This is a genomic window from Kitasatospora sp. NPDC088351 (assembly GCF_040685575.1).
Taxonomy (GTDB): domain Bacteria; phylum Actinomycetota; class Actinomycetes; order Streptomycetales; family Streptomycetaceae; genus Kitasatospora.
This window is the reverse complement of sequence record NZ_JBFBIL010000045.1, coordinates 12,389-24,815: the sequence shown is the minus strand read 5'-3', so window position 1 is coordinate 24,815 and position 12,427 is coordinate 12,389. Positions and strand designations below refer to the sequence as shown.

3 protein-coding genes are annotated in these 12,427 nt (G+C 75.3%); all 3 read right to left on the bottom strand.

The features are described 5' to 3' along the window. Nucleotides 1–60: 60 nt before the first annotated feature. The gene (locus tag AB0P06_RS26565) at nt 61–3,312 is read right to left on the bottom strand and encodes an amino acid adenylation domain-containing protein (protein ID WP_363611514.1); all 3,252 of its coding nucleotides are present in this window, start codon (nt 3,310–3,312) and stop codon (nt 61–63) included. Next, nucleotides 3,309–8,975 (bottom strand): amino acid adenylation domain-containing protein, encoded by a 5,667-nt coding sequence (locus AB0P06_RS26560; RefSeq protein WP_363611512.1) that lies wholly within the window; start codon nt 8,973–8,975, stop codon nt 3,309–3,311. The genes AB0P06_RS26565 and AB0P06_RS26560 overlap by 4 nt, the downstream gene beginning before the upstream one ends. Before the next feature lie 136 nt (nt 8,976–9,111). Next, nucleotides 9,112–12,171 (bottom strand): amino acid adenylation domain-containing protein, encoded by a 3,060-nt coding sequence (locus tag AB0P06_RS26555; protein ID WP_363611510.1) that lies wholly within the window; start codon nt 12,169–12,171, stop codon nt 9,112–9,114. Nucleotides 12,172–12,427 lie beyond the last annotated feature (256 nt).

Sequence of the window (12,427 nt, the reverse complement as noted above, 5' to 3'; positions counted from 1 at the left end):
CCGGCCCCCCGGTACCGAGGGGCCGGGCCGCAGTACGCCGGGCCGCGGGCGCCGGGCCGGCTACCCGGCGAGCCGGCCGGCCGCCTCGGCCTCGGTGAGGGCGTCGATCTCGGCGATCAGCAGGGCCTCGATCCGGGCGGCGAGGGCCGCCGCGACGGGGCTCTCGAAGACGTCGCGGATCGGCACGTCCAGGCCGACCCCGGCCCGGATGCGGGCGGCGACCCGGGTGACCAGCAGCGAGTCGCCGCCGAGTTCGAAGAAGTCGTCCAGCACGCCGACCCTGGGCACCCCGAGCACCTCCTGCCACAGCTCGGTGACCAGTTGCTCGGCGTCGGTGCGCGGTGCCAGGTACTCGCGGCCCGTCCCGGCGGCCGGGTCGGGCTCGGGCAGTGCGGCGGTGTCGAGTTTGCCGTTGGCGGTCAGCGGCAGCCGGTCGAGCGGGACGACGGTGTCGGGGACCATGTAGGCGGGCAGCCGCAGGGCGAGGTGCTCGCGCAGTTCGGCGGGCCGGAGCGCGGCACCCGGGCGGGGGACGGCGTAGCCGAGCAGCCGGCGCCCGTCGCGGACCACGACGGCGGCGCGGGCGACCGCCGGGTGGGCGGTCAGGGCGGCCTCGATCTCGGCGGGTTCGATCCGGTAGCCGCGGATCTTCAGCTGGTCGTCGGCGCGGCCGAGGTACTCCAGCTGCCCGTCGGCCCGCCAGCGGGCCCGGTCGCCGGTGCGGTACATGCGGGCGCCGGGCGCCGGGTCGGGGGCGTAGCGGTCCGGCGGGAACGAGGCCGCGGTCAGCTCGGGCCGGTTCAGGTAGCCGCGGGCGAGGCCGGTGCCGGCGATGTACAGCTCGCCCTCGGAGCCGGCCGGGAGCAGGGCGCCGCGCTCGTCGAGCACGTAGAGGCGGACGCCGGGCAGCGGGCGGCCGAGCGGGGGCCGGCGGGTCTCGTCGGGTGCGCCGAGTTCGGCGGCGGTGACGATGACGGTGGCCTCGGTGGGGCCGTAGGTGTTGACCAGCCGGACGGTGTCGCCGTGCCGGTCGCGCCAGCGGGCGACGGTGTCGGCGCGGGCCTCGGAGCCGCCGAGCACCAGCAGGCGCAGGGCGGCCGGCCAGGGTGCCTGGTCGTCGAGCGAGACCAGCTCCTGCCAGTAGGCGGTGGGCAGGTCGAGCACGGTGACGGAGGCGCCCTGGGGGCCGCGCAGCAGGTCGGGCAGGGTCCGGCCGCCGCCGGGGAGCAGCACGACGCAGGCGCCGGCGGAGAGGGCGGGCCAGAGTTCCTCGGCGTGGGTGTCGAAGCCGATGGAAGCGAACTGGACGATCCGGTCGGCGGGTTGGAGCGCGTAGCCGTCCGGGCCCGCCATCCAGTCGACGCGGGCGGCGAGCGCGGCGTGTTCGACGGCGACGCCCTTGGGGGTGCCGGTGGAGCCCGAGGTGTAGAGGACGTAGGCGAGGCCGGCCGGGTCGGACGGGGCGAACGGCGCGGGCGACCCGGCGGTCCCGTGGGCGGTCCAGTCGGCGGGCGGCGCGAGGGTCGGCACGCCCAGGTCCGGCCGCGGTCCGCCGGTGGTGAGGAGGAGGGCGGCGTCCGCCTCGTGGAGCATCAGGCGCTGCCGCTCCTCGGGGTGGGCGGGGTCGAGCGGGAGGTAGCCGGCGCCGGCCTTCCAGATCGCCAGCAGCGCGGTGACCAAGTCGAAGGAGGGCGCCATCCGGACCGCCACCGCCCGGCCGGCCACCGGTCCGAGCAGGCCGGCCAGCACGGTGGAGCGGTGGTCGAGTTCGGCGTACGTAAGGTGCTCTCCCTCGCACTCCAGGGCGGGCGCCGAGGGCCGGGCCGCGACCTGCTCGGCGAACCGCGTCAGCACCGGCCGGGCCGCGTCGGGTGCCTCGGGCGCCGCCGGCACGGTGGGCCCGGTGCCGAGGGCGAGCAGGGTGGCACGCTCCTCCGGACCGATCAGCCAGTCGCCGTGCAGCGGGAGTTCGGGATCGCCGACGACCCGCGACAACAGGGTGCGGCAGCGCCGGCCGAGCGCCTCGACGGTGTCGCGTTCGAAGACCTCCCGGTCGAAGCAGAAGGAGAGCGCCATCCCGCCGTCGGCGGTGCGCCAGCTGTCCAGCAGCAGATCGGTCTTGGCCTGCTCGAAGCCCGAGTCCATGCTCGCCGTGCGGACGCCGGCGGGCAGCGACGGCTCGCCGCTGCCGTCGGCCAGTTCGTACTGGCTCTGGTGGACGAAGACGGCCTGGTAGAGCGGCCCGGCGCCGGCCTCGGCGGGCAGGCCGAGGTGGGCCGCGACCCGCTCGACGGGCACGTCCTGGTGGCCGAGCGCGGCGAGCGTGGCGGAGCGGACCCGGCGCAGGACGGTCCGGAAGTCCGGCTCGCCGGTGAGATCGGCGCGGATCACCGCGGTCCTGCTGAAGTAGCCGAGCAGCGGCTCGTACGCGGTCTCGTTGCGGCCGGCCAGCGGGGTGCCGACGACGAAGTCGTGGCTGCCGGTCCAGCGGGCCAGCACGCTCTGGTAGGCGGCGAGCAGCACCATGAACGGGGTGCAGCGCTGTTCGCGGGCCAGCCGGTCGAGTCCGGCGGTGAGCGCGGGGTCGAGGTCCACGGTGAGGAACCCGGCCGGGTGGGCCGGTTCGGCGGGCCTGGGGTGGTCGAGCGGCATCCGCAGGGTGCCGGTGCCGGCCAGCCGCTCGGTCCAGTAGCGGAACGCCTCCTCGGCGGCCCCGCCGTCCGCCCGGGCCCGTTCGGCGCGGGCGAAGTCGCCGTACTGGAGGTCGAGTGGCGGCAGGCCGGCGGGCGCCTCGCCGATCGCCTCGCGGTAGAGGGCGAGCAGCTCGCGCCACATGGTGCGGAAGGACCAGCCGTCGGAGACGATGTGGTGCAGGACCACGCAGAGGGCGTGCTGCCGCTCTCCGGCGCTGATCAGCGCCGCCCGCAGCGGCGGCCGGGCGGCGAGGTCGAACGGCGCGTTGACGAACGGGCGGCAGGCCTCGGTGAAGTCCTGCTCGGTGGCGCCGTCCGGGAGTTCGACCCGGACGAGGTCGATCTCGGCCGGGGGCTGGACGAGCTGGGCGGGCTCCTCGCCGTCGAGCGCGAAGCGGGTACGCAGGATCTCGTGCCGGGTGGTCAGCCGGTGGAGCGCGGTACGCAGGGCGGCCGGGTCGATCGGGCCGGTCCAGCGCCGGTTGAGGTACATGTTGAACCCGGCGTCGTCCGGGTGGAGTTGCTGGAGGAACCAGAGCCGGCGCTGCTCGTCCGTCAGCGGGTGGGTGGCGACGGGGCTCGGCGCGCGGTCGGCGCCGTTGCGGTCAGGGCCGGTCATCGGGCGACCTCGTTCTCGGGGTGGTGCACGGCCGCGACGGTGGCGGCGGCCATGGCGACGGGCTCGGCGGCGGACCGGCCGACGGGCTGGACGGCAGGCTGGGTGGTGGGCTCGACGGTGGGCTGGAGAGTGGACCGGGCGGCGGACTGAGCGGCGGGCCGGGTGGTCTGCCGGACGCGGGCCTGGACGGCCTCCAGGCCCACCAGGTCGTCGGACTCGGCGTCCGGCACCTCCTGGTCGAACCGGGCGAGCACCGGGATGCAGAGGCAGATCAGCGCCAGGGCGGCCATGGCCAGGCCGAACACCAGGTAGAGCAGGCCGATGCCGCGGCCCTCGCCGGTACCGATGACCTGGCCGACGGTGGAGGCGAGCGCGCCGTCCTCGTCCATCAGCGGCTGGAGCAGCTTCGGCCCGAACGGCGCCACCAGCGCGAACCCGACCGGCAGGGTGGACCAGGCGACCATGGTGTTGACGGCGATCACGCGGCCGTGGAAGCGCAGCGGCACCTTGGTCTGGATGATCGTCGCGTAGACGCCGTTCACCAGCGCCAGCCCGTACGTCATGCCGAACGCCCCGAGGGCGACCACCAGGATCGACGGGTGCAGGCCGGTGACCAGGCAGGCGGCGGCCAGCGCGAGGGTGGAGAGGAGCACGCCGCGCAGCCGCAGGTGGCGCGGGCCGCCCCAGACCAGCAGGGTGATGCCGCCGAGCACGGCGCCGGCGCCGGCCGCCGTCGAGACCCAGCCGGCCGCCGAGAGCGGGGCGAAGGAGAGCACCAGCGGGGTGGTGAGCAGGAACAGCGGCGAGAGGAAGATGTTCAGCACCGCGAAGAAGAACAGCATCGCCCGGAAGTGGCGGCTGCCGAGGGCCCGGTGGAAGCCGGCCCGGATCTCGGCGCCCACGCTCTCCCGCCGGCTGAAGGCCATCACGTCCGGGAAGCGGACCGCGAGGGTGATGCCGGTGGCGACGACATAGCTGGTCACGTCGAGGGTGAGGATGCCGCCGAGGCCGATCGCGGAGAGCAGGCCGACGGCGAACAGCGGGACGAGGAACTGGGCGAAGCCGAACGCCATCTGGACCACGCCGTTGGCCCGGCCGAGGAAGCGCTTGGGGACGAGTTGCGGCACCGCCGAACCCCAGGCGAGGCGTTGGAAGGTCAGCGCGGTGGAGAGCACGCCGATCAGGACGTAGGAGTGCCAGACCTCCAGGCCTCCGGAGAGGTAGAGCGCGAGCATCACCGCCTGGGTGGCGCCGGCCGCGATGTCGCCGTAGAGCATGATCCGGCGGCGGTCGCCCCGGTCCACGATGGCGCCCGCGATCGGCGCGGCGAGGATGCCGGGGACCAGGCCGAAGGCGGCCAGCAGTCCGAACTGGGCGAGGGAGCCGGTCTTGAGGTAGATCCAGATCGGCAGGGCGAACTCGGTGAGCGCCGAGCCGATCATCGACACCTGCTGCCCGGAGGCGACGGTGAGGAAGCGCCGCATGGTCGGGCGGATCGGCGCGGCCTTCGGTTCGGCCTCGGTCCCGGCCTCGGCCTCGGGCGCCGGGGCCTCGGCGTCCCGCGAGACGCCGGCCAGCCACCAGGTGGAGTCGTCGGCGCGGCGGTGGGCGTCCTCGGTGCCGGCGGCGACGGAGCGGTGGACGGTCGTGATGATGTCGGCCAGCTCGGCCGCGCGGTACTTGAGGTAGAAGTGCCCGGCCTCGTCCAGCACCACCACGGCGGTGGTGCCGGTGATCCGGTGCCACTCGCGGAACCGCTCCTGGTAGAAGTCGGTCGCCGGGTCGCGGTCACCGCAGACGGCGATGACGGGCGCCTTGATGGTGCCGCCCTCGCTCTCGAACAGGCGGGTGAAGTACCGTTCCGCCTCCTTGGTCCCGACCCGGCGGTTGCGCACGATCAGCCGCAGCTGCTCGGCCTCCACCTCGTCGGTGTCCAGACCGGCGGCGGCCAGCGCGTTGATCATGCCCTGGTCGCTGCGCCACTTGTCGGCGAGTTCCGCGAACCACTCGCCCACGGCCGCGCCGCGCCCCTGGGGGCGGGCGAAGGGGAAGATCCCGCCCAGGTGGACGGCCTCGATCTCGCGCCCGGCCGCCTCCACCTGGCGCGCGATCTCCACCGCCAGCCGCACGCCGACGCCGCAGTGGCCGTAGAGGACGACCCTGCCCTCGACGTTCTCGATGATCTCCTGCGCGCAGAGGGCGGCGACCTCGTCGGTGTCCATCGCCTCCTCGCCCAGTTCGTGGCCGGGCACGGCGATCGAGTGCAGCGCCCAGTCCTCGGGCAGCGCGTCCGCCAGCGGCTTGTAGATCAGCGCGCTGCCACCGCCGTACGGTGCGCAGACGACGCTGCCCGCCGTGCGGCGGCGCTCCGGGGTGAGGCGGTGCAGGAGCCGGCGCGGTCCGCGGTCGGCCTGCGGATCGCTCACCAGTGCGGCGAGCTGACGGACCGTCGGGTACTTGAAGAGGTCCATCACGCCGACCGGTGTCGGCAGCTCCGGGAACGCCCGTCTCAGCCGCGCGACCACCTGGGTGGCGAGCAGGGAGTGGCCGCCCAGCTCGAAGAAGTCGTCCAGCGCGCCGACCCGTTCCACGTCCAGCAGGTCGGCCCACATGGCGGCGATCAGCGTCTCGGCCTCGCCGTCCGGCTCGACGAACGCGCCGCTCACCGGGCCGTCCTCGGGTTCGGGCAGCGCCTTGCGGTCCACCTTGCCGTGCGCCTGGAGCGGGAAGCCCTCCAGCGACACGTACCGGGCCGGGACCATGTAGTCCGGCAGCACGTCCAGCAGGCGGGCCCGCAGTTCGGCGGGCACCAGCGGCTCGGGGTCGCCGGGCCGTTCCAGGTAGGCGACCAGGTTCTGCTTGACGCCCTCACCGCGGGCCAGGACGACGGCCTGGGTGACGCCGGGCAGTTCGGTCAGCGCCGCCTCGATCTCCCCGGGCTCGACCCGGTAGCCGCGCACCTTGATCTGGTCGTCGCTGCGGCCCAGGTAGTCCAGCGCGCCGTCCGCGCGCCAGCGCGCCAGGTCGCCGGTGCGGTACATCCGCCCGCCGGGCGGGCCGAACGGGTCGTCGACGAAGCGCTCCCCGGTCAGCTCCGGGCGGCCCAGATACCCGCGCGCCAGCCGGTCACCGCCCAGGAACAGCTCCCCGGTCACCCCCGGCGGCACCGGCTGGAGCGCCTGGTCGAGGACGTAGCAGCGGGCGCCGGCGAGCGGCGTGCCGATCGGCGTGCTCCCGTGCCCGGCCGCCGCGCCGGCCACCACCTCGTGCACGGTGATCCCGACCGTCGCCTCGGTCGGACCGTAGTGGTTGAACACCGCGCACCGGCCGGGCTGCGCCAGTTCCGCGGCCCACGCCCAGGACGACGCCTCCCCGCCCAGCACCAGCGCCCGGCGCGGCAGCAGCCGCTCCACCGGCACGTCCGCCGTCAGCGCCGCCAGGTGCGAGGGCGTCATCTTGAGATAGTCGATCCCCAGCGTCTCGACGGCGTCGGCGAGTTCGACCCCGGCGATCCGGCGCGGCAGCAGATGCACCCGTCCTCCGGTGGACAGCGCCAGGTAGAGCATCGTGATGCTGAAGTCGAACGACAGGGACTGCAGCAGTCCGTAGGAGGCGTCCGGCTCGACCCGCAACCGCTCCCGCACACCCGCCAGGTAGTTCAGGATCTGCCGGTGCTGCACCGCCACGCCCTTGGGCGTCCCGGTCGAGCCCGAGGTGTAGATCACGTACGCCAGGTCGTCCGGCCCCGAGACCTCCGCCAGCGGCCCGTCGTCGCCGGTGAGGTCGTCGACGTCGGTCAGCACCTGGGCACCGGAGTGGTCGCCGAAGCGCTCACGCAGCACCGAGTCCGTGACCAGCACCCGCACACCCGCGTCCGCCACCAGGTGCGCCAGCCGGGCCGGCGGCTGCTCCGGGTCCAGGGGCAGATAGCCGCCACCGGCCTTCAGCACCGCGACCAGCGCCACCGCCAGCTCCGGCGACTGCTCCAGGCAGACCGCCACCCGGTCGTCCCGGCCCACCCCCAGCGACCGCAGCCGCCGGGCCAGCCCGTTGGCCCTGGCCTCCAGCTCCCCGTACGTCACCACCCGGTCCTCGAAGACCAGGGCCGGCGCCGCCGGTGTCCGCGCCGCCGTCCCGGCCAGCAGGGCCGTCAGCGTCGCCGGACCGCCCTCCGGCAGCTCCGGGCCGACGGCCCACCGCTCCAGCACGTCCCGCCGCTCCCCCGCCGTCAGCAGCGGGAGCCGGGAGACCGGCAGGTCGGGGTCGGCGACGGCGGCGGTGACCAGCAGCTCGAAGCGCTCGGCGAGCCGCTGGACGGTGACGTCGTCGAAGAGGTCGGTCCGGTAGGTGAGGAGGCCGTAGAGCCCGCCGTCCTTCTTCTCCCGCATGTAGAGGGCGAGGTCGCCGTGGGTGGTGGTGGCCTCGTACCCGAAGCCCTCGGAGTCGAGCGCCGGGGCGGCGCCTGCGGCCGCGCGGTCGCCGTAGTTCTGGAACGCGAACGTCACCTGGAAGACCGCCGAGCGGCTGACGTCCCGCTCGACCTCCAGGTCCGCCACCATCTGCTCGAACGGCACCTCCTGGTGCGCGTACGCGTTCAGCGTCGTCTCGCGCACCCGGCCGACCAGCCGTCCGAAGCCCAGCTCCTCGTCCAGCCGGGCCCGGATCGGCAGCATGTTGACGAAGGCCCCGACCACGCCTTCCAGTTCGCGGTGGAGCCGGCCGGCCACGGCCGAGCCGATCGCGAAGTCCCGCTGGCCGGAGTGTCTGCCGAGCAGGACCTGGAGCGCGGCCATCAGCACCATGTACGGGGAGGCCCCGTACGCGCGCGACAACTCCCGGACGCCGTTGGCCAGTTCCTCGCCCCAGTGGAACTCCAGCGCGGCGCCGTCGAAGGTGAGCAGCGGCGGGCGGGGCCGGTCGGTGGGCAGTTCCAGCGCGGGGACGCCGTCGAGTTCGGCCCGCCAGTAGTCCCGGGAGGCGGCGAGCGGGCCGTTCTCCAGCCGGTCCCGCTGCCAGCGGGCGTAGTCACCGAACTGGACGTCGAGGGCGGGGAGTTCCGCCAGGGTGCCGTGCGCGTGCTGGGCGTACAGGGCGTCGATCTCGCGGTTCAGGATGTCGATCGACCAGCCGTCGCAGATGATGTGGTGCATCACCAGGGCGAGGACGTGGTCCTCCTCGGCGATCCGCACCAGCAGGACGCGCAGCAGCGGCCCGGCGGCGAGGTCGAAGGGTTCGGTGACCAGGGCGCCGATCTCGTCGGCCGCGCGCCGTTCGGGGGCCGGGTCGGCGGAGGCGTCCAGGAAGCGGGCGGGGAAGGGCGCGGGGTCGGCGATGCGCACCTCGGCGGTGCCGTCCTCGGTGGTCGGGAAGGCCATCCGCAGGCCCTCGTGCCGGGCCACCAGCCCGGTCAGCGCCGCGTCCAGCGCGGCCCGGTCGAGGGGGCCGCGCAGCCGCCGGGCCGGCGCCAGCGCGTACGCCGTGCTGCCGGGCGCGAACTGCTCCATGAACCAGAGCCGTTCCTGGCCGCTGGAGAGCGGCGGAACCGTCCCGGCGGGCCGGGGGGCGACCGCTCTGGCGGGCGCGGCGGAACCGCGCAGGCGCTGGGCGAGCAGGGCGCGCTTGGTCGCGGACCAGTCGGCAGGCAGGTCCTGGGTATCGGTCATCGGTATTCCATTCGGGCGCACGGCGGGGAAGCGGACCGTGTGAGGCGGGCGGAACGTGCGTCGGGCAGGGGCGGGCGCCCGGGTGGGCGACGGCGGGCCGCGGGGCCGGCCGTCGCCCACCCGGGCCGCCCCGGGATCAGAGGTGCTCGCGGACGGCGGCGGCGATGCCGGCCGGGGTCGGGACGTCGAAGAAGACGTCGAAGGCGAGCTCCACGCCGAGCGCGGCGCGGATCCGGGCGCTGATCTGGATGATCGTCAGTGAGTGGCCGCCGAGGTCGAACAGGTCCTCGTCCGGGCCGAGGTCGGGCAGGTCCAGCACCTCGGACCAGATCCGCAGGACGGTCGCGGTCACCTCGTCGAGGGCGTCGCCCGGGGCCTGCCCGGGGTCGGTGGCGGCCGGTGTCTCGCGGGGCGGGACGGGCAGGGCGCGGCGGTCGAGCTTGCCGTTGGGGGTGAGGGGCAGCCGTTCGAGGGTCAGGAAGCGCTGCGGGATCATGTAGCCGGGCAGGGTGCGGAGCAGGTGCTCGCGCAGTTCGGCGGGGGCCGGCGCGGCGGTGCCGGGGGCGGGGACGAGGTAGCCGGCGAGGAAGGGCTCGCCGGGGTTCTCCTCGTGCACGGCGGTGGCGGCCTCGGCGACGGCCGGGTGTTCCAGCAGCGCCGCCTCGATCTCGCCGAGTTCGATCCGGTGGCCGCGGATCTTCACCTGGTCGTCGATCCGCCCCAGGAAGGCGAGTTCACCCCCGGCCGTCCAGGCCGCCAGGTCGCCCGTCCGGTACAGCCGGTCCCCCGGCCCGCCGAACGGATCCGTCACGAAGCGCTCCGCGGTCAGCTCCGGGCGCCCGAGATAGCCCTCCGCGACGCCGTCACCGCCCAGATACAGCTCACCCGCCACGCCCACCGGCACCGGGCGGCGCCGCCCGTCCAGCACATACGCCCGGGTGTTGGCGATCGGCCGCCCGATCCCCACCGATTCCGGCTCCGCCGCGACCTCCGCGCACGTCGACCACACCGTCGTCTCGGTCGGCCCGTACACATTGAACAACCGGCCCACGGCCGCCCGCAGCTCCCGCGCCAGCGGCAACGGCAGCGCCTCGCCGCCCACCAGGGCCGTCACACCCCCCGGCACCGGCCCACCCGCCAGCAGCACCCGCCAGCCCGACGGCGTCGCCTGCACATGCGTCACCCCCTCCCCGGCCACCAGCGCCCGCAGCCCCGCACCGTCCACCGCCAGCCCCCCGGCCGCCACCACCAGCCGGCCGCCCGTCACCAGCGGAAGCCACAGCTCCAGACCCGAGATGTCGAACGACAACGACGTCAGACCCAGCCACACGTCCCCCGCCCCCGACCCCAGCCGGTCCGCGAACGACGTCAGCAGGTTCACCAACGCCCGGTGCCCCACCGCCACCCCCTTCGGTCGCCCCGTCGACCCCGAGGTGTACAGCACATAGGCGACGTTCCCCGGCTCGGTGCGTACGGCCTCGCCGCCGCCCCGGGCGTCCGCGAGGCGCAGCACGGCCGGGGCGGCGGCGGCCACCTCGGGTGCGGGCTCGCCGTCGGTGAGCAGCAGGGCGGCGCCGGAGTCGGCGAGGACGAACGCCAGCCGCTCGGCGGGGTAGCCGGGGTCGAGCGGCAGGTAGGCGGCGCCCGCGGCGTGGACGGCGAGCAGCGCGGCCGGCAGGTCGGCGGTGCGGTCGAGGTGCAGGCCGACCAGGTCGCCGGGCCGGATCCCGGCGGCGGTCAGCGCCTGCGCCAGGTCGTCGGCGCGGGCGATCAGCCGGCGGTAGGTGAGGTGGGTCCCGCCGGCGGTGACGGCGACGGCCTCCGGGGTGGCGGCGGCCTGGGCGCGTACCAGGTCGAGGGCGGTGCGGTCGGCCGGGTAGGCCCGGGCGGTGTCGTTCCAGGCCTCGGTGACCAGGTGGTGCTCGGCGGCGTCCAGCAGCGGCAGCGCGTCGACCGCGGTGTCCGGGTCGGCGACGGCGGCGGCCAGCAGGGTGGTGTAGTGGCCGGCGATGCGCTGAGCGGTCTCGGGGGCGAGCACCGACGGGTCGTACTGGAGGGAGAAGTCGATGCCGTCGGTGGTTTCGACGGCCTGGAGGTGCAGGGTGTTGCGGGCGGTGCGGTTGTACACGGCCCAGTCGGTCCGCGCGTCGGTGCCGGCGAACCGGGGCTCCCGGTCGGTCCTTCTCCGGTAGCCGAGGGAGACGGGGGCCAGGCCGATCCGGGGGGTGAGCCCGCCTACGGCCGTACCGAACGGCACGGTGCGGAAGGGGTAGCCGCCGCGCAGTTCGGCGCGGACGGCCCGGGCGTGGTCGGCGAAGGGTGCTTCGGCGGGCAGGCCGGTCGGGGCGTGCACGGGCAGCTCGTTGACGAACGGCCCCAGCTCACCGGCCTGTTCGGGGGTGCGGGTGGAGAGCGGGACGGAGACCGGCACGGCCTCGCCGCCGTACCGGCGCAGCAGGGCGTGCAGGGCGGCGAGGACGAACTCGAAGACGGTGACGCCGGTTTCCCGGGCGGCCGCGTCCAGGGCCGCGCGCCCGGCGGCGTCCAGCCGGTGGCCGACGGCCTCGCCCGGCCCGGCGGCGGTGGTCGCGCGCGGGGCTCCGGGGAGCACGGGTTCGGTGGCGGCGGCCCAGCGCGGGCCGTACCGGTCGGCGGCGCGCCGGACGAGGTCCGGTGCGGCCGGTGCCGGTATCAGTGCTGGTGCTGGTGCCGGTGGGCCGGGGAGGGTGGGGGTGGCGCCGGACAGGGCCTCGCCGTAGGCGGTCGCGAGGTCGGCGACCAGGATGTCCTTGGAGTTGCCGTCGAAGACCGCGTGGTGGGCGACGACCAGCAACTCGGCGGCCCCGCCGGGCCCGTGGTAGAGGGTGAACCGCGCGAGCGGGCCGGTCTCCAGGTCGAAGGGGCGGGCGGTCTCCTCGGCCAGGCGCTTCTCCAGGCCGCCGATGGCGTCCGCGGAGGCGTCCACCAGCTCCAACCGAGCTTCCCGGTCGGCCGGTTCGAGCACGACCTGTCCGCCGCGCTCCACCAGCCGGGCCGAAAGCGTCCGGTGACGTCGCGTCACGGCGTCGACCGCGCGGGAGAGCGCCTCGGCGTCGATCCGGTCGAAGGAGATCCGGACGGGCATGTGGAACGCCTCGCGGGCGAGGCCCAGCCGCTCGGTCAGCCAGATCCCCTGCTGGGCGGGCGAAGCCGGCACAGCGGGCGATACGGGCGGTGCCGGAGCGACAGGGTCGGACGCGGGGAGGAGTTCAGGCATCTGCGGCTCGCTTCGACAGTCGGAGAACGGTGCGGGGCGCGCACCCGGACGGCGACAACGATGGCGACCCCGGGCTTGTTGACGGCACGGCCGCCGGGTGGTGTCCGGCCCGCCCCCGGGACCGGCCGACAGGCCGCTGCGGCCCGGCCCGCCCGGCATCCCAGGATCACCCCCCTGATGCGCCGAAACGGATCCG

Coding starts and splice junctions, on each gene's coding strand:
- AB0P06_RS26560 (WP_363611512.1), bottom strand. CDS start 8,975: ATGACCGATACCCAGGACCTGCCTGCCGACTGGTCCGCGACCAAGCGC.
- AB0P06_RS26565 (WP_363611514.1), bottom strand. CDS start 3,312: ATGACCGGCCCTGACCGCAACGGCGCCGACCGCGCGCCGAGCCCCGTC.